This window comes from Sorangium sp. So ce131 (assembly GCF_051519095.1).
Lineage (GTDB): Bacteria > Myxococcota_A > Polyangia > Polyangiales > Polyangiaceae > Sorangium.
Map to the genome: position 1 here is coordinate 11,654,112 of NZ_CP150455.1, position 20,445 is coordinate 11,674,556.

At 71.5% G+C, this 20,445-nt stretch carries 17 protein-coding genes; 13 read left to right on the forward strand and 4 right to left on the reverse strand.

Annotated elements, in window-relative coordinates; translation table 11 throughout:
• The first annotated feature begins 48 nt into the window (after positions 1 to 48).
• Complete coding sequence (locus WMF43_RS42320; RefSeq protein WP_437673679.1) at positions 49 to 855, forward strand: response regulator transcription factor; 807 nt, start codon at positions 49 to 51, stop codon at positions 853 to 855.
• A 33-nt stretch (positions 856 to 888) separates the two neighbouring features.
• Here WMF43_RS42320 and WMF43_RS42325 read toward each other — a convergent pair whose 3' ends face one another.
• From WMF43_RS42325 to WMF43_RS42340, 4 genes are all read right to left on the reverse strand, one after another.
• Entirely contained in the window at positions 889 to 2,133 is a 1,245-nt protein-coding gene (locus tag WMF43_RS42325; protein ID WP_437673681.1) for a metallophosphoesterase, read from the reverse strand.
• A gap of 188 nt (positions 2,134 to 2,321) precedes the next feature.
• Entirely contained in the window at positions 2,322 to 3,230 is a 909-nt protein-coding gene (locus WMF43_RS42330) for a hypothetical protein (RefSeq protein ID WP_437673683.1), read from the reverse strand.
• Between the two features lie 252 nt (positions 3,231 to 3,482).
• Positions 3,483 to 5,603, reverse strand: a complete 2,121-nt coding sequence (locus WMF43_RS42335) for a hypothetical protein (RefSeq protein ID WP_437673685.1) — start codon at positions 5,601 to 5,603, stop codon at positions 3,483 to 3,485.
• Between the two features lie 65 nt (positions 5,604 to 5,668).
• The gene (locus WMF43_RS42340) at positions 5,669 to 7,690 is read right to left on the reverse strand and encodes a SpoIVB peptidase S55 domain-containing protein (RefSeq protein ID WP_437673687.1); all 2,022 of its coding nucleotides are present in this window, start codon (positions 7,688 to 7,690) and stop codon (positions 5,669 to 5,671) included.
• Between the two features lie 145 nt (positions 7,691 to 7,835).
• Here WMF43_RS42340 and WMF43_RS42345 point away from each other — a divergent pair, with 145 nt between their 5' ends.
• The 12 genes from WMF43_RS42345 (at position 7,836) to coxB (ending at position 20,445) form a co-directional block, all read left to right on the forward strand.
• Complete coding sequence (locus WMF43_RS42345; RefSeq protein ID WP_437673689.1) at positions 7,836 to 8,084, forward strand: hypothetical protein; 249 nt, start codon at positions 7,836 to 7,838, stop codon at positions 8,082 to 8,084.
• Between the two features lie 32 nt (positions 8,085 to 8,116).
• Positions 8,117 to 9,073, forward strand: coding sequence for an aldo/keto reductase (locus tag WMF43_RS42350; protein ID WP_437673691.1), 957 nt, complete (start codon positions 8,117 to 8,119; stop codon positions 9,071 to 9,073).
• Positions 9,070 to 9,870: a phytanoyl-CoA dioxygenase family protein gene (locus WMF43_RS42355; RefSeq protein ID WP_437673692.1), complete on the forward strand. Its 801-nt coding sequence runs from the start codon at positions 9,070 to 9,072 to the stop codon at positions 9,868 to 9,870. The genes WMF43_RS42350 and WMF43_RS42355 overlap by 4 nt, the downstream gene beginning before the upstream one ends.
• Positions 9,871 to 10,126: 256 nt before the next feature.
• Positions 10,127 to 10,822, forward strand: coding sequence for a cytochrome c3 family protein (locus WMF43_RS42360; RefSeq protein ID WP_437673694.1), 696 nt, complete (start codon positions 10,127 to 10,129; stop codon positions 10,820 to 10,822).
• Positions 10,819 to 13,824: a TAT-variant-translocated molybdopterin oxidoreductase gene (locus WMF43_RS42365; protein WP_437673696.1), complete on the forward strand. Its 3,006-nt coding sequence runs from the start codon at positions 10,819 to 10,821 to the stop codon at positions 13,822 to 13,824. The genes WMF43_RS42360 and WMF43_RS42365 overlap by 4 nt, the downstream gene beginning before the upstream one ends.
• On the forward strand, positions 13,821 to 15,254 hold the full coding sequence (nrfD, locus tag WMF43_RS42370) for an NrfD/PsrC family molybdoenzyme membrane anchor subunit (protein WP_437673698.1): 1,434 nt from the start codon (positions 13,821 to 13,823) through the stop codon (positions 15,252 to 15,254). The genes WMF43_RS42365 and nrfD overlap by 4 nt, the downstream gene beginning before the upstream one ends.
• Complete coding sequence (locus WMF43_RS42375) at positions 15,244 to 16,047, forward strand: DUF3341 domain-containing protein (RefSeq protein WP_437673700.1); 804 nt, start codon at positions 15,244 to 15,246, stop codon at positions 16,045 to 16,047. Before nrfD ends, WMF43_RS42375 begins: the two co-directional genes overlap by 11 nt.
• The gene (locus WMF43_RS42380) at positions 16,044 to 16,649 is read left to right on the forward strand and encodes a c-type cytochrome (protein WP_437673702.1); all 606 of its coding nucleotides are present in this window, start codon (positions 16,044 to 16,046) and stop codon (positions 16,647 to 16,649) included. The genes WMF43_RS42375 and WMF43_RS42380 overlap by 4 nt, the downstream gene beginning before the upstream one ends.
• Entirely contained in the window at positions 16,646 to 17,851 is a 1,206-nt protein-coding gene (locus WMF43_RS42385; protein ID WP_437673704.1) for a hypothetical protein, read from the forward strand. Before WMF43_RS42380 ends, WMF43_RS42385 begins: the two co-directional genes overlap by 4 nt.
• 11 nt (positions 17,852 to 17,862) lie before the next feature.
• Positions 17,863 to 18,627, forward strand: coding sequence for a hypothetical protein (locus tag WMF43_RS42390; RefSeq protein WP_437673706.1), 765 nt, complete (start codon positions 17,863 to 17,865; stop codon positions 18,625 to 18,627).
• Positions 18,627 to 19,469, forward strand: coding sequence for an SCO family protein (locus WMF43_RS42395; RefSeq protein ID WP_437673708.1), 843 nt, complete (start codon positions 18,627 to 18,629; stop codon positions 19,467 to 19,469). Before WMF43_RS42390 ends, WMF43_RS42395 begins: the two co-directional genes overlap by 1 nt.
• Positions 19,470 to 19,500: 31 nt before the next feature.
• Positions 19,501 to 20,445 (forward strand): cytochrome c oxidase subunit II, encoded by a 945-nt coding sequence (coxB, locus tag WMF43_RS42400; RefSeq protein WP_437673710.1) that lies wholly within the window; start codon positions 19,501 to 19,503, stop codon positions 20,443 to 20,445.

Consider the following 20,445-nt stretch of genomic DNA (forward strand, 5'->3'; position numbering starts at 1 on the left):
CTTAGTCGGACCCTTTGCGAGATGCTAGCGCGGGTGTAGCGTCATGCGGTGCGGAGCGTCCTCTACCGCTTTCCGGATCTGCAGCAGTTCGAGCAGATCGTCTGCGATCCAGGGGGCGGTGACCCCGAGCTCGGCCTGCCCGCGGGGGAGGTCGTCGCGGATGGCGAGTGGGTGCTCGCCATCTTCGAGCTGGGCGAGAACCGGCGCGCCACGTCGGCCGCGGCGTGCGCGTCCGTCTCGCCGGAGGGCGCGCGGCTCACGTTCGAGCCCCGCGACTGGCGCCGGCTCGCCCACTTCGCGCAGACCGAGGCGACCCGCCCCGGGTCCATGCCCGACACCGACGCGGCCGCGCTCGCCAGCGCGGCGGCGGCCGGCGCCGCGGCCCGGCCCGCCGCGCCGGCGCACGCCCAGGCCGCCGGCCCGGCGGACCGGCTCGCCACGCGCCCGGCGCCGCCTCGGCTGAAGGGCAAAGGCTCCCGGGTCCTCGTGGTCGACGACGACCCGGACATCCGCGACATGGTGTCGACGATGCTCGAGGCGGTCGAGCTCGTCGTCGTGTCCGCGGCCAGCGCGGAAGAGGCGCTGGAGCACGTCCGCGGCGCGCCCTTCGAGCTCGTGGTGCTCGACTGGAACCTGCCGCGGATGACCGGCATCGATCTCTGCCGGACGCTGCGGCAGGAGCCGGGGCTCAGCGAGCTGCCGGTCCTCTTCCTCACGGCGAACGCCTCGCCGCAGGACATGGCCCACGCCTTCGCCAGCGGCGCGGACGATTACCTGGTGAAGCCGTTCCGCGCCCCCGAGCTCGGCGCGCGCGTCTTCAGCCTGCTCCGCCGCGCCCGGCGCGGCGCCCGCTGAAACGGCCCGCGCCGCGCCGGCCTTCACGTCGGGCTACCGAGCGGAACCCGGCGCGCCCGCGCCGTGAACGGGCGGGCTCCGGTGCGCGAAGGCCTCCGTCACGGCGGCGCCCTCGAGCTCGATCAGCGTGATCTCGGACGGCGCGCCGACGCGCATCGGCGGCCCCCAGTAGCCGGTGCCGCGGCTCACGTAGATCTGCGTCTCGCCGTGCGACGACAGCCCGGCCACGTACGGCTGATCCAGCCGCACGAACAGACCCCAGGGGAAGATCTGGCCGCCGTGGGTGTGCCCGCTCAGCTGCAGGCCGACGCCCATCTCCGCCGCCTTCACGATCTGCTTGGGCTGGTGCGCGAGCAGCACGAGCTCGCGGGACGGGTCCCGCCCGGCGAGCGCGCGCGCGAGGTCGGGGCCGTGGCCGCGGCCCATGCCGCTGGCGCTCCAGTCGTCCACGCCGGCCAGGTCGAAGCTGTGATCGCCGTCGCCGATCGAGACGCGCTCGTTGCGCAGCACCTTCACGCCGAGCCGGCCGAGCTCCTCGATCCAGGCGTCGACGCCGGAGTAGTACTCGTGATTGCCCGTCACGAAGTAGACCCCGTGCGTCGCGCGCAGGTCGGCGAGCGGGGCCGTGTGCTCCCGGAGCTCCTCCACGGACCCGTCCACGAGGTCTCCGGTGATGGCCACGAGATCCGGCTTGAGGGCGTTCACGCGCGCGACGACGCGCTCCAGCCACGCTCGACCGATCGTCGGTCCGATGTGAAGGTCGGTCAGCTGGACCACGCGAAAGCCGGACATCGCCCTGGGGAGGCGGCGGAGGCGGACGCGCAGGGGGCGGACGGCGACGTCGCCGAGGGCGCTCGCGGCGCCGGCGAGGCCGAGGCCCACGGCGAGCGCGCCGGCGACGCCCGCGATCGTGCGCGACAGGAAGGTGCGGCGATCGCCGTCGAACGGCCGGTGCAGGAGCGCCGTGACGCCGTGGGCGCCGAGGCGGACGAGCTCGGAGGTGAGCAGCAGGAAGAAGAGCAGGACGGCGAGCCCGACCCACGTGTAGACGACGCCCGCGACGACGCCGCCGAGCTGCCGCGGCAGCGAGCGGGTGAGGAACAGGCCGAGCGGCACCAGCGACGCGAGCACCACCAGGGCCACCGTGCCGGCGCGGTGCCATGACGGGCCGAGCTCGGTCGCGCGGATCAGGCGGTGCCAGAGGTAGTAGTGAACGCCGGCCACGATGGCGCTGAAGATGCCGATAAAGAGGACGAACGAGAGGAGCGGACGCTGCACGACCCCAGCATGACCACGGCAGCGCGCGCCCGCCGCCTGGATCCACGCGGCGGCGAGGCGACGACCCATTTTTTTACGGGGCGGCGTCGGCCAGCGAGGCCGCGCGAGGCCGCCGTGAAGCGGCGCAGAAGCGGCGCAGATCCGGCCAACCCCTGGCCGGGCTTCTGGCGGGCAGAGATGGCGGGCGCCTACCGCGCGCCGCCGACGCAGACCCCGAACCCGGGGGGATAGACCGCGCTGCCGCCCTGGCACTTCGCGCCGACGCCGCAGTCGGACGTCCCGCCGTCGATGCGGCAGAGCTGCTTGCACGAGTCGGTCAGCCTCGAGCACACGAACCCGGGCGCGCAGGGACACGGCTCGTCCGCTCGCCCGGGGCCGGGCTCCACGCAGCTCGTGGTCCCGTCGTCGCGCACGATCGTGCAGGTGAGGCCGGCCGCGCAGGTGCTGTCGTTCAGGAGCTCGCAGTTCTCCGCGGGGACGCAGACCGGGATCCGGGGCGCGTCCGGCCCCTCGTCGGCCGACTCGGCCATCCGCTGCGCGTCGCAGTACGTTCCAGGCGCGCAGCTCTCGGTGTTGCTGCAGCAGTACTCCCGGCACACGCCGCCCCGCCCGCCCACCACCGCGCAGCCGAGGCCGGGCTTGCAGTCGGCGCCGGTCTGACAGGGGTCGCCGGCGCCGAAGTGGCCCGCCGGCAGGCAGCTCGGCTCGACGCCGCTGCCCGTCAGCGTGAGCTGGCAGTGCGCCGTCGGCGCGGAGGAGGCCCCTGATCCCGTACCGCCGCTCGACTCGCACTCGCCCGGGTCCCCCCCCGGGGTGCACTCGCCCGAACCGCAGAGGTGAGCGAAGCGCGTCGAGGGATCTTTCTCGTTATCGGCGCCCGCCGGGATGTTGATGTCCCCCTCCACCACGCCGCCGCCGCCGCCCGCGCCGCTCGAGAACGAGCTGTAGTCGCCGGTTCCAGCGGACCCCCATCCGCCGTCCCCCCACACTGCGCTCTCATCGCTGTAGGCGGCGTCGTCCTCGCTCCCGCACGCGGTGAGCACGACGAACAACACCGCCGCGAGCCCAGGGACCAGCAGGAGGTAACGGGCGCTCATTCCAGATCCACCAGAAAAGCCCAAGCGGGGTGAACTGATCATGTCCCTCGCCGACATTCATAGAACATGCCGGGCCAGTGTGCCCTCGCCAGATCCCGGAGACGGCGCGGGCAGAGCGCAAGGCGACGCGTTGCACCACCGTCCGCGGGCGCAGGAGCGGCGCGCCCGCCCCGGCTTCTGGCGCAGGCATGACGCCGGTGTCGCGCCGAGCTCGGCTCGCCCGCGCCTGCCGGCGGCGCGGAAGGCTCGCGCCTACCGCGCCTCGATGTCGCGGGTGACCACGTTGCCAGCGCTGTCATAGGCGCGCACCGCGAGCAGGTGCGAGCCGGGGGGCACGATGGCGCCGAGGTCCGCGCTGAACGGCTCCGCCGGCTCATCGAAGATGCCGTCGGTCGGAAAGATCGGCCGCCACTCCTCGAGGCCGGCGATCGAGACCTCGACGCGCGCGATCGGGCCGAGCCCGTCCGCGACCTCGCCCGTGAGCCGGCGTCCCTGCAGCGCGAGCGCCCGGAACACCGGCGGCGTGTTGTCGACGAGCACGGTGCCCGACTCGAGGCTGTGGCGCTGCGTGCGCTCGGGCGGGTTCGCCAGCTCGTCGCTCGCCTCGACGAGGATGCGGTACTCGCCCTCGGGCAGGGCCGTCGTGTCCCACGTGTACTCGGGGCGCGTCACCTTCTCGCCCGGCTTCAGCATGCTGCGCCACGTGGCCTGGCCCTCCATGCGGTAGGAGAGGCGGTAGCGGAGGTCGTCCTGGTCCGGGTTGTCGACCTTCCACGTCACCTGGAGCGCGCTCACCGGCTTCGGCGCCTCCCCGCCGGACGGCGGGAGGTTCGAGCGAGGCGGCTTCGTCTGCCCCTTCGGGACGGCGTCGATCGAGGTGACCACGGCGCGCGCGTTGTCGGTCACGAACGAGAGCTTCACCTCGCGGAGCACGGCGCCGGGATCACGGCTCCAGCGCGCGCGGATCTGCACGAAACGCGCGGGCGGGCTCTTGGCGTCGCCCGGCGCGGCGAGCGCGGGGGACCACGGGCTCCAGGTGCTGTCCGGCGCGTCGGTGTTCCCGCTCCGGGTCTCGAGCTCGAGCGCGCCGTCCGAGCGCCACGTCAGGCGCCCGAACGTGGCCCGCAGCCCGGCGTCGAGCACCTTGCTGGTCCACACCGCGGCGGCGCCGCCGACGCCCTTCACCTCGTGGAACACCGCGGGATCGGTGGTGGCGACGAACCTGCGGGCGCCCGCCATCACGAACGCGCCGACCTGGCGCTCGTCGGTGTCGGCGACGAGCCGCGCCACGTGGTTGTCGCTCACCGTGTAGAGCTGGCCCTCGGCGCCGGTGCCGACGTAGGGCATCAGGTCGTCGCCGAGGCCGAGCGAGACGTAGTGGGTGTCGTCGTCGCTCATCATCTTCTCCGCGACGCCGCTCCGGTCGAAGCGCACGAGCGTGCCCTTGCCGGGCTTCGGCGCGCGCGCGGGCTGCGGCGCGGGGGGCCCGCTCCGGTTGCGCCGCGGGGGCGCGAACGCCTCGGCGTACTTGTTGGCGATCGCGTAGACCGCGCCGCCCTTCGCGCCCGGCGCGACGGCGATGGCCTTCACGTCGTCCGCGTCGAAGTCGTGGAGCACGGTCGCGCGGCCGGGGCCCGTGAGCTTGTAGAGCAGCGCCTTGCCGTTCGAGCCGGCGTAGACGACGCCGTCGTCGCCGACCGCGACGCACATGAGGTGGGGCTCGTCGCTGTCGAAGTACACCTGGGCCTTGCCCGCGCCGTCGACGCGGAACAGCTTCCCCTCGGAGCCGGTCGCCGCGTAGAGCGCCTTGGCCCGGGGGTCGTAGGCGAGGCCCCAGACGTCCTCCGTCTGCGGGAGCTCGGCGAAGAGCTTCGCCGGGCCGCCGTTGCCGGCGCCGCGCGGCAGGCGGAAGAGCTTGCCCTCGGGGAACGTCCCCGCGATGACGTCGCCGTCGAACGCGACCGCGAGCGCGCTGACCGCCATCTGCCCCGTCGTGGCCGCGAGCGCCACCCGGCCGCCGGAGACGCTGTAGATCTTCCCCTCGTTGCCCGTGCCGAGCAGCACCGTGCCGTCCGGCAGCACGACGGAGCTCCAGATGGACGTCGCCTCGGGCAACGGCGTCGCGCCGAGCGTGAGCCCGGCGCGCACGTTGCCGTTCGAGTCGACGCTGACCCCGGTGAGGTCCCCGCCCTTGAGGTCCTCGAGCGACTCGAGCTCGAAGCTGCGCGTGCCCACCGCGTGGGCCGGGGACGCCGCGAGCCACGCGGCGGCCGCGGCGGCGGCGAGGAGCCGGCGCGCGGAGGGCGCGGCGACGGGGCGGGGCGAGGAGGGGCGAGGCGACGAGGGAGGAAGAGAGGAGCGCTGGGTGCTCATGGATCGCGGGCGACGGACCTGTGCGGGGTGGCGGCGGGGAGGGAGGAGGGGCTCAGCGGAGGAGCTCAGCGGAGGATAGGACGGACCGTGACGCTGACGGTGTCTTTCCCGACGAGGAAGCGCTTGAGGGAGACCGGGACCTGCACCTGCGCGCCGAACGTCTCGGGCGCGTCGGACGTGGAGCTCGGGCGCAGCGTGTCCATCGCGCCGGGCGGGAGCCGCGAGGCGACCTGGCCGCGGTAGGCGGCGCCGTTCTCCCGGAGCCGGAAGGTCGCGACGACGCTCTCCGCGTCGTAGGTCTGGTGCGGCAGCATCGCCACGAGCTCGGCGACGTTGTTCGGCGTCGCCATCGGGCGCTCCACCTCGTACCCGGGCGCGAGCTCGATGTCGACCTGGCCGCCGGCGAGCTCGCGCGGCACCGGCACCTCGATGACGCGCGACTCGATCGCGCCGTGGTGGGGCTGGAGGTCCAGGCGGATGCGCGCGGGGGCGCCCGCGTCGATCTCCGGCTCGAGCACCTTCGCGCCGCGCAGCAGGACGACCTCGCGGTCGAAGGTCACCTTCACCCGGGTGTCGACGCGCTCGATCGAGACGTCCTCCCAGGGGTTGTTGAGCAGGGCGCCCATCGCCCGGACGAGCCGGCTGCGGACGAAATCGTCCGAGCTGAGCGGGGTGCCGTTCCCGGCGCCGAAGTCGACGAGGGAGACGGTGCCGTAGCGGCCGATCTTCAGCTGGCTCGTCGCCCGCCAGGTCATGTCGCGCCGCTCGGCCGTCGTCGCCTCGACGGCGTTGCCGACCGCCATCGCGACGAAGGCGGGCGCCATGAACTGATCGTGCGCGACGTCCACGTTCCACGTGGGGTGCGGCGCGCCCTCGACGCCCTCGATCTGGATGCGCATCGGGAAGATCGGCGCCTTCGCCGCGCTGTCGACCACGATCGCGGCCTGCCGATCGTTGACGAGCGTGCCGACCGACCGCACCGCCTCGCCGATCTTGAAGCTCCGGTTCTGGCTCGCGAGGATCCAGTGCACCCGGGCGATGGCGGTGGGGAGGTTGGTCACGCCGCCGTTCATCATCGGGTGCCCGAACGCGACCAGCTTGTCGCCCGACACGCGCGTGACCGTGCCGATGCCCATCGCGGAGATGTCGCCGCGCACGAGCTCGACGCCGATCGCCCCGCCGTCGACGTACCGGGTCGGCGCGCTCGGCTCGGGGTTGGCCGACGAGCCGCCGCCCGCCTGCAGCGGGTCGAGCCCCATGGGGCCGAGCAGGTCGCTCGCGATGCGCAGCGACGTGCCCCCGAGCCCGCCGAGCATCACCGGCGTCGACGCACGCGCGAGGCTCGTCGACTCGGGCGGGGCGATCGTCGGCGCGACGCGCGCGGCGATCTGCCCCGCGTGGCCGGCGAGGTCGTAGGCGTCGACGGCCCCCACGAAGCCGCGGCCGCTGCGCAGCCGGGCCGGCGCGGCGGCGGCGTGCGGCGCCGCGCCGCCGTGGACGGCGCTCACCGGCGCGGGCAGCGGGCCGCCGCCCTTCGGGGCGATCCCCCGCGGGAGCGGGCGCGCGAGCTCGTCGAGCATCGACTTGATCGGGGTGACCCCGGCGATCGCCTCCGCGCCGAAGAGCCAGCCGTAGGCGTAGGCGCCGATCATCTTGCCGTTCACATAGATCGGGCTGCCGCTCATCCCCGCCACCGTGCGGGCGACCTCGAGCCGCGGGTGCTGGGTCTTGATGAGGATGAGGTCCTGGTTCGGGCGGAAATTGCGGAGCGTCGAGATGACCTCGACGTCGAACTTCTCGGGCGTGGTGCCGGAGAAGACGGTGAGGCCGTATCCCTTCATTCCCGGCTTCACCTCGGAGATCGGCAGGGTGTCGGGCGGCGCGGAGATCGCCTGAGCCGCGCCGACGCCGACCGCGGCGCTGCACACGGCGCCGGCGAGCAGGCTCAGGGGGATGAGGCGGCCCTCGCGGTCCACGAGGGCGCGGGCGGCGCCCGCGACCGCTGTGCCGCAGCGGATCGCGAGCGGGACGGCGCGCGCGGCGAGGTGGGCGCCCGGACGAAGAGACGGCGTGTTGCGCAAAGGCACGGACCAAGCTTAGCCCGGATTTTGTAGCGGGACAGAGCCGGGCTCGGCGCCGGAGATCGGAGAGCGCGGAGGGCCGGTCGCCCGCGCTTCCCCGGAGCGCTGATTTCCAGGGGCGGGGCGCTGCGGTGACGCTAGGCTTCGCCCCGTGCCCGTGAAGGATATCGCGGTGACCGCGACGCTCGTCCTGGCGTTCGCCACCTGGGTAACCGTCCACGTCGCGCTCGCGGCGCGGCTCATCCTCCGGAGCGGCCCCCGCTGGCGCGGCGTCGTCGCGCTGGTGGTGCCGCCGCTCGCGCCCATCTACGGCTTCCGGCAAGGATGGCCGCGCCTGAGCACGCTGTGGGTCGTATGTCTGATCCTGTACGTGATCGCGCTCCTCGTCGCGCAGGTTTGATGGACGCCGTGGTCGCGCGCGCGGGGGCTTCCATGACGGAGCGGCGACGTCCGGGCGCGGCGCCCGCCCTGGTCGTCGGCACGATGAACTTCGGCGGCCGCACGCCGCCCGAGGAGGCCGAGCGCATCGTCCACCGCGCCCTCGAGCGGGGGATCACCGCGTTCGACACGGCCAACCTGTACCAGGACGGCGCGTCCGAGCGGATCCTCGGCCGGGCGCTCCGGGGCCGGCGGGCCGAGGTGCAGATCGCGACCAAGGTCGGGCTGCGCCGCGTCCGGCGAAAGGCCGAGGGCCTCGGGCGCGAGCAGGTGATCCGCGCCGTCGACGAGAGCCTCCAGCGCCTCGGCGCCGACCACGTCGACGTCTGTTATCTCCACGCGCCGGATCCGGAGACGCCCGTCGAGGAGACGCTCTCGGCGATCGACGCCCTGCTCGAGCAGGGCAAGATCCTGCACTACGGGGTCAGCAACCACGCGTCCTGGCAGATCCTCGAGATGATCGTGCGCCGCGACGCCGAGGGCAAGGCGCGGCCCGCGGTGTCGCAGGTGCTCTACAACGCGCTGATCCGCCAGCTCGACGTCGAGTATGCCGCCTTCGCGCGGCGGTACGCGCTGGCCACCGCGGTGTACAACCCGCTCGCCGGCGGGCTCCTCGCGGGGCGGCACGCGGGGCCGGAGGCGACGCAGGCGGGCTCGCGCTTCGAGGACAACCGCCTGTACCAGCGCCGGTACTGGAGCGCGCGCATGTTCGAGCTCGCGGCCAGCTACGCGGCCGTGGCGGCGGACGAGGGGAGGAGCCTGCTGTCGCTGGCCTACGCCTGGCTCGCGGGGCGCGACGTCGTCGACTCCATCCTGATCGGCCCGGCGCAGGCGGAGCACCTCGACGCCGCCGCCGACGCCGTGGCCCGCCCGCTCTCGCCCGAGGCGGCGCGGCGCATGGACGTGCTCCACCGCGACCACCTCGGGACGGATGCGAGCTACGCGCGATGAGCGCGAGCGCGATGACGGACTTCCTGCTGCCCGAGGCGCGGACGCTCGATCTCGCGGGCGCGCTGGCCGACTACGCCGCCCGCGGGTACGCCCGGCTCGGGCGCGTCCTCGGCGACGCCGGGATCGAGGCGCTCCGCGCCCGCTCCGACGACCTGATGCTCGGGCGCGTGACGTACCCCGGGCTCTTCTTCCAGCACGACGCCGGCTCGGGCCGATACGAGGATCTGCCGTACGGCAAGGGCTACCAGGGGCCGAGCACGTCGTACCGGAAGCTCGAGAAGCTCGAGAAAGACCCGCTGTTCCTCGCCTGGATCGAGAACCCGCTCTTCGAGCGGATCGCGCGGTCGCTGATCGAGGGGGAGATCGCCATCTACCGGGCCGTGCTCTTCAACAAGGCCGCCTCCGGCGGGACGCCGCTGCCGTGGCACCAGGACGGGGGCAGCTACTGGGGCCTCGATCGCGACCCCGAGCTGCAGATCTGGACCGCGCTCGACGACGCCCCCGCCGACGGCGGCTGCGTGGAGGTGCTGGAGGGCAGCCACAAGGGCGGCCTCGCGACGCCGCTCGGCGGGCTGATCCCGGCCGCGCACGTGCGCGCCGCCGGCGCGGACGCCCGCAAGGTCGCGCTGCCGGCGCGCGCCGGCGAGGCCCTGATGATCCACAACCACCTCTGGCACTGCTCCGCCGTGAACCGGAGCGGCCACCCGCGGCGGGCCTTCACCGTCTGCTACATGAGCCGCGCGACGCGCTGCCTCAGGAAGAAGCGAGCGCCGCGCGCGTTCACCCCCGTGTTCTGAACCCGCGGCGCGCGGCGCGCGGCGCAGGCGCGCCGGCGCCCGGGCGGCGTCATCGACGATCCGCGCCGGCGATGCGTAAGGAGCGACCCCGGCGGGCGCGGCAACCTGCCGCGCCCCGCGGCGACCTGCCGCGCCCGCAGGCTTCCGTCATCCCCCGCGGCAATCTGCCGCGGTCACGCGGCATTTTGCCGTCTTGTCGCACCTGGCCAGCACGCCATAACTGCGCCCGCGCGTCTCTCTGACGCCATACAACCCTATGGCTCGGTTCCTGTTCCCACGATGGGCCAACAAAGTGGTTCCGCTCGGGCTCCTCTTCGGAGTTCTGCCCCTCGGAGCCGCTGTGATCGGCGGATTCTGGTACTACGGTACCAACAAACATGTAGAGGTCGGTTATCAGCCGGATCAGCCGGTCGACTACTCGCACAAGCTGCACGCTGGCGACCTAGGCATCGACTGCAGGTACTGCCACAACACCGTGGAAGTATCCGGCTTCGCCGCGGTCCCCCCCACCGAGACGTGCATGAACTGCCACGCCAAGGTGCGGAGGGACAGCGAGAAGCTCCTGCTCGTCCAGGAGAGCTGGGCCACCGACGAGCCCATCCCCTGGGTTCGCGTCCACAACCTGCCTGATTACGTCTACTTCGATCACTCGGCCCACCTCGCGGCCGGGGTCGGGTGCGTGAGCTGCCACGGGCGCATCGACCAGATGCACAAGGTGCGGCAGGTCCAGCCGCTCTCGATGGGCTGGTGTCTGGAGTGCCATCGCAACCCAGGCCCCAACCTCCGCGATCCCGCCGACGTCACCAAGATGGACATGGCGCCCTCGACCGCCGTCATGGCGACCGCAGGGATCCCCGCGAACCCCGAACCCTATGACGACCGCGTGCCCGCGGTCACGACCTCCGGGCGTCAGGTGCAGGCGCCGCTCCACTGCTCGGGGTGCCACCGATGAGCAAACGAATTCCCCTCCCCCTCGCCCAGGACGTCTCTGGAAAAACGTACTGGCGCAGCTTGAACGAGCTCGCGGGCTCGCCTGACTTCATCGACGCGCTCGGGCGCGAGTTCCCGCCGGGCGCCATCGAGCCGCCGCCGGAGGGCGGCGTCGGGCGGCGCACGTTCCTCTCGCTGATGGGCGCGTCGCTCGCCCTCGGCGGCCTCGTGGGCTGCCGCCGGCCGGAGGAGAAGATCCTCCCGTACGCGCGCGCGCCCGAGGAGGTCATCCCCGGCCAGCCGCTCTTCTACGCGACGGCGCTGTCCATGATGGGCACCGCCTTCGGCGTCCTCGTCGAGAGCCACGAGGGGCGGCCCACCAAGATCGAGGGCAACCCGCGGCACCCGGAGAGCCTCGGGGCGACCACCCTCTACACGCAGGCCGCGGTCCTCGACCTCTACGACCCCGACCGCAGCACCTCGCCGCGGGAGGGCGCGACCCTCAAGTCCTGGGACGACGCGGCGACGTTCCTGAAAGCCGAGGGCGACAAGCTGCGCGCCCGCGGCGGCAAGGGGCTCACGATCCTGACCGAGGCGCACCGCTCGCCCACCCTGGCGACGCGCCTCGCCGACCTGCGCAAGACGCTGCCCGAGGCGCGCGTCGTCCGGTACGAGCCCTTCTCGCGCGACGCGGCGCGGGAGGGCGCGCGGCTCGCGTTCGGCAGGCCGCTCGAGACGGCGCTCGACCTGACCAAGGCGCGCGTCATCGTCGCCCTCGACGCCGACCTGCTCGCCACCGACGGCAGCCCGATCAAGCAGGCGCGCGCGTTCGCCGCCGGCCGCGCGGTCGACAAGGACGCCGCGGCGATGAACCGCCTCTACGCCGTCGAGAGCACCTTCACGGTGACCGGCGCGTCGGCGGACCACCGGCTCCGGATCCAGAGCCGCAAGATCGCCGCCTTCACCTTCGCGCTCGCGGGCGAGCTCGGGAAGCGCGGCGTCGCGCTCGATCCGGAGCTGCTCAAGACGATCGAGGGCAAGGCCGGCGGGCTCGACGCGAAGGCCACGCGCTACGCCGCCGCCATCGCCGCCGACCTCGCGGCGAACCGCGGCCAGGGCGCGGTCGTCGCCGGGCGCTCGCAGCCGAAGGAGGTCCACGCCCTCGCGCACCTCATCAACCTCGCCCTCGACAACACCGGCAAGGCGATCCGGCTCGTGGCGCCGTTCGACGAGTCGCGCGAGGGGCCCGAGGCGATCGTGGAGCTCGCGCGCTCCATCGAGCGCGGCGAGGTCGAGACGCTGCTCATCCTGGGCGGCAACCCGGCCTTCGACGCGCCCGCCGACGCGCGCTTCGTCGACGCGCTCGCCAAGGTCCCCGTCAGCGTGCACCTCTCGTCGCACGTCGACGAGACAAGCGAGCGCTCGAAGTGGCACCTGAACCGCGCGCACCCGCTGGAGTCGTGGGGCGACGTCCGGGCGGAGGACGGGACGGCCAGCGTCGTGCAGCCGCTCATCGCGCCGCTCTTCGCCGGCAGGACCGACGCCGAGGTGGTCGAGCTGCTGCTCGGCGGCTCGCGGACGGCCTACGACCTCGTGAAGGCGACCTGGCTGACCGCCGAGGGCGCGGCGCGCACCGATCAGGACCTGCGCCGCGCGCTGCACGACGGCCTGCTCGCGGGGACCCAGCTCACCGACGAGGTGGTCACCGCCGCGCCGCAGGCCGCCGTCGAGGCGCTGCGGGCGTTCGCGCCCGCCGTGGCCGAGGGGCTGGAGGTCGTCTTCCGGCCCGACGTGCACGCGTGGGACGGGCGGTTCGCGAACAACGGGTGGCTCCAGGAGCTGCCCCACCCGATGCACAAGCTCACCTGGGGCAACGGCGCGGAGATCTCGCCGGCGACGGCGGCGCGGCTCAACCTGAAGGACGGCGACGTCGTGACGCTGTCGGGCGCCGGCGCCCAGGTCCGCATCCCCGTCGTCGTGGCGCCGGGGCAGGCGGACGACTCGGTGACGATCGGCGTCGGCCAGGGCCGGCGCGCGCAGCTCCGGGTCGGGCGCGGCGTCGGCGTCGACGTGGTCCCGCTCCGGAAGAGCGACGCCTTCGAGGTCGCCGGCGGCTTCTCGGTCGAGAAGACGGGCGAGGCGGCGACGCTCGCGCGCACGCAGGAGCACTTCGTCATGGAGGGCCGCCCGCTCGCGCGCGAGGGGACGCTCGCCGAGCTCCAGAAGGACCCGGAGTTCGCCCGGAAGCAGGTCGCGGTGCCGTCGCTCTTCAGCCTGTTCAAGGAGCCGGACCGCCGGCGCGGCCACGCCTGGGGCATGAGCATCGATCTCAACGCCTGCATCGGCTGCAACGCGTGCGTGATCGCCTGCCAGGCCGAGAACAACATCCCGGTCGTGGGCGCCGAGGGCGTGCTCCAGACGCGCGAGATGCACTGGCTCCGCGTCGACCGCTACTTCCAGGGCGACGACCCGAACGAGCCGGAGAGCATCCACCAGCCGCTCCCCTGCCAGCACTGCGAGAACGCGCCGTGCGAGCAGGTGTGCCCGGTCGCCGCCACGACCCACAGCCCCGAGGGGCTGAACGACATGGCGTACAACCGGTGCGTCGGCACGAAGTACTGCGCCAACAACTGCCCGTACAAGGTCCGCCGCTTCAACTTCTTCGAATACGGCAGGCCGGACTCGGAGCAGCGGAAGATGCAGTTCAACCCCAACGTCACCGTCCGGTCGCGGGGCGTCATGGAGAAGTGCACGTTCTGCGTGCAGCGGATCAACCACGCCAAGATCGAGGCCAAGCGAGAGGGGCGTGAGCACATCAAGGACGGCGAGGTCGTGACCGCGTGCCAGGGCGCCTGCCCGACGCGGGCCATCATCTTCGGCGACCTCAACGACCAGTCGAGCCAGGTGTCCGTGACGTCCGCGAGCCCGCGCGGCTACCGCATGCTCGAGGAGATCAACACCAAGCCGCGGGTCACCTACCTCGCCAAGATCCGCAACAAGAACCCGGAGCTCGCCGACGTATGAGCGCCACAGCACCCCTCCAGGTCAGCCACTCCCCGGTCCCGGACCGAGCCGCCCTCTTGGATGAGGCGCCGCTCGTGCAGCAGAAGGACGACTTCCGCTCGATCACCGACAAGGTCGCCGGAATCGTCCTCAACAAGCGGCCCTCCGGCTGGCTCATCCTGCTGTCCCTCGCCATCAGCCTGCTGCTCCTCCTCGGCGGCTCGCTCGTCCACCTGGTGGCGACCGGCATCGGCATCTGGGGCCTGAACACCACGGTCAACTGGGCGTGGGACATCACCGGCTTCGTGTTCTGGGTCGGTATCGGCCACGCCGGCACGCTGATCAGCGCCATCCTCTTCCTGTTCCGCCAGAAGTGGAGGACGAGCATCAACCGCGCGGCGGAGGCGATGACGATCTTCGCCGTCGCGTGCGCCGCCATCTACCCGGTGGCCCACCTCGGCCGGATCTGGTTCGCCTACTGGCTGTTCCCGCTCCCGAACCAGATGAGCATCTGGCCGAACTTCAAGAGCCCCCTGCTCTGGGACGTCTTCGCGGTCTCGACGTACGCGACGGTCTCGGCCCTGTTCTGGTTCGTCGGGCTCATCCCCGACGTCGCCACGCTCCGCGACCGGGCCACGACCCGGACGAAGCAGATCGTCTTCGGGATCCTCTGCCTCGGGTGGCGCGGCTCGCACCGCAACTGGCTCCACTACGAGAAGGCCTACCTCATCTTCGCGGGGCTCTCGACGCCGCTCGTGCTCAGCGTGCACACGATCGTCTCCTTCGACTTCGCCGTGTCGGTCGTCCCCGGCTGGCACACGACGATCTTCCCGCCGTACTTCGTCGCGGGCGCCATCTTCAGCGGGTTCGCGATGGTCGTCACGCTGATGGTGTTCGCGCGCAAGGCGTTCGGCCTCGAGGGGCTCATCACGATGCGGCACCTCGAGAACATGAACAAGGTGATCGTCGCGACGGGCACCATGGTCGGTTACGCGTACGGCATGGAGCTCTTCATCGCCTGGTACAGCGGCAACGGCTACGAGCGGTTCGCGTTCGCGAACCGCATCATGGGCCCCTACGCCTGGGCGTACTGGACCATGGTGAGCTGCAACGTGATCTTCCCCCAGCTGTTCTGGTTCAAGAAGATCCGCACCAGCATCCCCGCGATGTTCATCATCTCGATCCTGGTCAACATCGGCATGTGGTTCGAGCGCTTCGTCATCATCGTGACGAGCCTCCACCGGGACTTCCTCCCGTCGAGCTGGACCTACTTCCGCCCGACCTTCTGGGACATGTCGACGTTCTTCGGCTCGTTCGGCCTGTTCTTCACCCTGTTCCTGCTGTTCGTCCGCTATCTCCCGATGGTCGCGATCAGCGAGGTGAAGGGGGTCACGCCGGGCGCCGATCCGCACGGCTCGCACAGCAACGACGAGGCGCACCATGCAGCGTGACAGCGACGCTCCGAGCGAGAAGCGCTCCGAGGAGCCCGCCTCCACCCGGGAGGCGGACGAGCAGAACGAGAAGGACCCCGAGCGCGGCTACCACAACGACTTCACGCCGCAGGGCCACGTGCCCGAGGATGAGGCCGAGTACGCGAAGCACGACCGGGCGGAGGAAGCGGCGCACGGCGGCAAGGCCGCGCTCGCGATCGAGCGCAAGATCGAGCGCAAGATCGAGATCGCGCAGCAGGAGGAGAACAGCGGCGGGGGCGGCGGGGGCACCACGTTCGCGATCATGGGCTACTTCACGACCCCGGCGGACATCTACCACGCGTGCGAGGCGCTCCGGGACGCCGGGTACAGCCACTTCGACGCGCACACGCCGTTCCCCGTGCACGGGCTGGAGAAGGCGATGGGGCTCAAGCCGTCTCGCCTGCCCTGGTTCGTGCTCGCCGGCGGGCTCACGGGGCTCGCCAGCGCCATCGCGCTCGCCTGGTACACGCAGGCCTACGACTACCCGCTCATCATCAGCGGCAAGCAGCCCTTCTCGTACCAGGCGTACATCCCCGTGTTCTTCGAGCTCACCGTCCTCTTCGCGGCGCTCACGTGCTTCTTCGGGCTCTTCGCGATCTCGCGCCTGCCCTCGTTCTTCCACCCGACCATGACGCACCCCAATTTCCCGCGCGCGACCGACGACGCCTTCTTCGTCAGCGTCGAGGCGAGCGACCCGAAGTTCGACGCGACCGAGACGCGCAACCTCCTCCAGCGCGTAGGGGCGCAGGGCATCAGGGAGGTCTACTCGTGAAACGTTGGTGTATTCCCCTCCTCGTCGCCCTGGCGGGCTGCCGGGGACAGGCGAGCAGCGATCCGCCGATCCACCTCTTCGGGGACATGGACTGGCAGCCCAAGTTCCAGCCCGAGGAGGGCACCTCGCTGTTCCCGGACGGGCGCGCGATGCGGCCGCTCGTGCAGGGCACGGTGGCCCAGGGCTCGCTCGACGAGAGCGAGGCCTTCCGCACGGGCAAGGACGGCGAGGCGTTCGTGGCCATGGCGCCGATCACCGTCGACGAGGCGGTGATCCGGCGGGGCCGGGATCGCTTCAACATCTACTGCACGCCGTGCCATGACCACAGCGGGAGCGGGCAGGGCATGGTGGTGAAGCGCGGGTATCCGCCGCCGATCGACCTCGCGTCCGACCGGGCGCGCGGCCTGCCCGACGGCGAGATCTTCAACGTGATCACGAACGGCGTGCGCAACATGCCTTCTTATCGGAAGCAGATCCCGGTCCGTGACCGGTGGGCGATCGTCACGTGGGTGCGCGTGCTCCAGCGCAGCCAGCACGCGCGGATCGACGACGTGCCGGAGGGACAGCGGGGCAACATCGTGAAGGAGAGCGGAACTCCATGAAGTCCCACGGAAATGCGCTCGCCGAGGACGCGAAGGTCCTCGACAAGGCGGTCGCGCGGCGGCTCGTCTCGCGGGGCATGACGCTCGCCATCGCCGGCGTCGTGCTCTCGGCGGTCGCGGCGATCGTCGACAGGAAGCGCTTCGCGTTCTCGTACCTCACCGGCTTCACCTGGATCGCGACGATCGCGCTCGGCGCGCTGTTCTTCGTGCTCATCCAGCACCTCACGCGCGCCCGCTGGTCCGCGGCCGCGCGGCGCCACATGGAGTGGATGAGCGGCATCCTGCCCGCGTGCGCCGTGCTGTTCCTCCCGGTCGCGGTGCTCGCGCACGACATCTACCACCACTGGATGGGCCCCGAGGCCGCGCACGACGAGATCCTCCGCCAGAAGGCGGCGTACCTCAACCCGACCTTCTTCTACATCCGCGCCGCGGTGTACCTCGCTGCGTGGGCGGGCCTGTCGCTGTGGTTCATCAGGACCTCCCGCGCGCAGGACGAGAGCGCCGACGTGCGGCCCACGGCGAAGATGCGGGCGTCGAGCGCCCCGGCCATCATCGTCTTCGGCCTCACCATCTCGTTCGCGGCCTTCGACTGGCTGATGAGCATCGACCCGCACTGGTACTCGACCATCTTCGGGGTCTACGTGTTCTCCGGGGCGGTCACGAGCTCGCTCTCGGCGCTCGCGCTGATCACGATCGCGCTCCACAAGGCGGGGCTGCTCCGCAACGTGAGCAACATCGAGCGCCAGCACGACATCGGGAAGCTCCTCTTCGGCTTCACCATCTTCTGGGCGTACATCGCGTTCTCGCAATACCTGCTGATCTGGTACGCCAACATCCCGGAGGAGACGATCTTCTTCCGTCACCGCTGGGAGGGGTCGTGGAAGGCCGTGAGCCTGGTCCTCCTGTTCGGGCACTTCATCGTGCCCTTCCTCACCCTCCTGTCGCGGCACGCGAAGCGGAGCCCGGTCGTGCTCGGCGCGGCGTCGGTGCTCCTCCTCGTGATGCACTACGTCGACCTCTACTGGCTCATCATGCCGAACCTCGACCACCACGGCGCGCACCTCAGCTGGATCGACCTGGCCGGCTTGCTCGGCCCCCTGGGTGTGGGAGCCTGGGTCGTGTCGATGCAGGCGGCGAAGAGCCCGCTCTATCCGCTGAACGACCCCCACCTCGCCGACGCGGCTCGGATCGACAACCCGTGAAGGAGCCGGCCATGAGCAAAGCGACCGACAAAGCAGCGACCGCAGTGGCCAAGGCCGTGTACCCCTTGACGGGGAACCCCGCGGCGGGGAACGCCGGGGCGGGGCACGTCGAGGGCGCCCACGGCGAGCACATCGAGGGTGAGCACGCCGAGCCGGATCGCCCCAACAACGCGCGCCTCTTCGCGATCGTCGTGGCCACGCTGATCACCCTCGTGGTGACCGTGATCTTCGTGAACGAGATCTTCAAGGCGACGATGGAGCGGGAGATCTCGAGCAAGGTGCTCGAGCCGCCGAACAGCACCCTCCGCGGCCTGCGGGCCATGGAGCAGGAGCGGCTCACCCGGTACCAGTGGGCGAGCGAGAAGGACGGCGTCGTCCGCATCCCGGTCGATCAGGCCGTCGCGCTCACCCTCAAGGACTACCAGGAGAAGCGCATCGGCCTGCCCTTGCCCGGCGCGGCGCCGAACCCGGCGAAGCCCGAGGACAGCAACACGAAGCCCGACGAGGCGGCGACGCCGAACGCCGAGAGCGGCGCGCCCTCGCAGGGCGACGGCGCGAACAAGCCCGCCGATGCCACCAAGCCCGGCGACGCCAAGCCCGCCGACGCCACCAAGCCCGGCGATGCCAAGCCTGCCGACGCCACCAAGCCCGGCGACGCCAAGCCCGCCGACGCCACCAAGCCCGAGGGCGCCAAGCCCCAGACGGACAAGCCTGTCAAGCCCGAAGGCGCGGCGCCCAAGCCCGCCAGCCCAGCACCCGCAGCACCCACGCAGTGATGTCCCGCCCGCTGTTCGCCCTGCTCGCCTTGTGCGCGCTCCTGGTCGTCCCCCCGACCCGGAGCGCGCGCGCAGCCGACACCACCATCCCGCCTGAGCTCGCCGGAATCGACATCGTGGAGCGGCCGGGAGCCCAGCTCCCGCGCGCGTTACAGCTCCGGGACCAGTCTGGGCAGACGGTCGAGCTCGGGCGGTACGCGGCGGGCGACAAACCCCTCGTCCTCGTGCTGGGGTATTTCGAGTGCCCCATGTTGTGCTCGCTGGTCCTGAACGGCGTGCTGCAGGCCATGAAGGAGAGCGAGTGGACCGCGGGCAAGGAGTACCGCGCCCTCGTCGTGAGCTTCGACCCCCGCGATACGCCCGAAGCTGCGCGCAAGAAGCGAGCGAACTATATTGAGGCCTACGGGAGGCCCGTCACCGGCGACGGCTTCGACTTCCTCGTCGGAGACGAGGCGTCGGTGCGCGCGCTCGCCGACACCGTGGGCTTCGGCTACCGATGGGACGACACGACGAACCAGTACGCCCACGCGGCGGGCGCCTTCATCTTCACGCCGGACGGGCGCCTCTCGCGCACGCTCTACGGCATCTCGTTTCCCCAGAAGAACTTCGGCCTCGCGCTGCGCGAAGCAGGCGGAGGGCAGGTCGGGAGCGCCTGGGATCGGGTGCTCCTGTTCTGTTTCCATTACGATCCCAACGCTCGGGGGTACGTCCTCGCGACGAAGCGGCTGATGATGGCGGCGGGCGCCGTCACCGTCGCGCTGCTCGCCCTCTGGCTCATCCGCTTCTGGCGGGTGGAACGCTCCCGTTCTCGCCTGCAGGCGCGAACCAACGAGGCTTCCTAGAATACAAGGTGGCGGAGCCACAACTATGGTGATGAACAACCCGATCGAACTCGGCTCCTTCTGGTTGCCCCGACAGGGCTCGACGCTCGCGGAGCACATCGACGCCGGCTGGGCTGCGGCCTACTGGGTCTCCGTCCTCTTCTTCATCCTGGTCGTCGGGGCGGTCGTGTGGTTCGCCCTCAAGTACCGGCGGCGCACCGAGAACGATAAGACGAGCCCCATCGACCACAGCACGACGGTCGAGGTCGTCTGGACGCTGATCCCGCTCGCCATCGTGATCGCGCTCTTCTTCGTGGGCATGCGCGGCTACGTGCACGCCTCGGTGGCGCCGGCCGAGGCCTACGAGATCAACGCCACGGGCGAGATGTACATCTGGACGTTCACCTACCCCGACGGGACGACGACGGTGAACGAGCTCGCCGTGCCGCGCGGGCGCCCGGTGCGCATGATCCTGAGCTCGAAGGACATCCTCCACAGCTTCTACATCCCGGAGTTCCGGGTGAAGCAGGACGTGGTCCCGGGCTCGTACACGTCGGTCTGGTTCGAGGCGACGGACGTGCGCGAGACGGTGCTCCTCTGCACGGAGTACTGCGGCTCGGGCCACTCCGACATGCTGGCCACCGTCAAGGTGCTGGAGGCGTCGGACTTCGAGAAGTGGCTCGAGGGGAGCAACAACAGCGACCTCCCGCCCGAGGAGCTCGGCAAGGCGCTCTTCGTGAAGCGGGCCTGCGCCACCTGTCACTCGCTCGACGGCACGCGCATCCAGGGCCCGACGCTGAAGGGCCTGTTCGGCCGCGAGGAGGAGCTCGCGGACGGGTCGAAGGTCACGGCGGACGAGAACTACTTCCGCGAGAGCTTGTTCAACCCGCAGGGCCAGATCGTGCGCGGGTACCCGCCGGTCATGCCTTCTTTCAAGGGGCTCCTGAAGGACAGAGAAGTGGATGCGCTCATCGCTTACCTGAAGACGGTGAAGTGA

Bases quoted from the DNA above. Each gene is read 5' to 3' on its own strand.
- coxB (WP_437673710.1), top strand. From the start codon at position 19,501: ATGAACAACCCGATCGAACTCGGCTCCTTCTGGTTGCCCCGACAGGGC.
- WMF43_RS42360 (WP_437673694.1), top strand. From the start codon at position 10,127: ATGGCTCGGTTCCTGTTCCCACGATGGGCCAACAAAGTGGTTCCGCTC.
- WMF43_RS42330 (WP_437673683.1), bottom strand. From the start codon at position 3,230: ATGAGCGCCCGTTACCTCCTGCTGGTCCCTGGGCTCGCGGCGGTGTTG.
- WMF43_RS42385 (WP_437673704.1), top strand. From the start codon at position 16,646: ATGAAGTCCCACGGAAATGCGCTCGCCGAGGACGCGAAGGTCCTCGAC.
- WMF43_RS42395 (WP_437673708.1), top strand. From the start codon at position 18,627: ATGTCCCGCCCGCTGTTCGCCCTGCTCGCCTTGTGCGCGCTCCTGGTC.
- WMF43_RS42350 (WP_437673691.1), top strand. From the start codon at position 8,117: ATGACGGAGCGGCGACGTCCGGGCGCGGCGCCCGCCCTGGTCGTCGGC.
- WMF43_RS42390 (WP_437673706.1), top strand. From the start codon at position 17,863: ATGAGCAAAGCGACCGACAAAGCAGCGACCGCAGTGGCCAAGGCCGTG.
- WMF43_RS42375 (WP_437673700.1), top strand. From the start codon at position 15,244: ATGCAGCGTGACAGCGACGCTCCGAGCGAGAAGCGCTCCGAGGAGCCC.
- WMF43_RS42335 (WP_437673685.1), bottom strand. From the start codon at position 5,603: ATGAGCACCCAGCGCTCCTCTCTTCCTCCCTCGTCGCCTCGCCCCTCC.
- nrfD (WP_437673698.1), top strand. From the start codon at position 13,821: ATGAGCGCCACAGCACCCCTCCAGGTCAGCCACTCCCCGGTCCCGGAC.
- WMF43_RS42365 (WP_437673696.1), top strand. From the start codon at position 10,819: ATGAGCAAACGAATTCCCCTCCCCCTCGCCCAGGACGTCTCTGGAAAA.
- WMF43_RS42355 (WP_437673692.1), top strand. From the start codon at position 9,070: ATGAGCGCGAGCGCGATGACGGACTTCCTGCTGCCCGAGGCGCGGACG.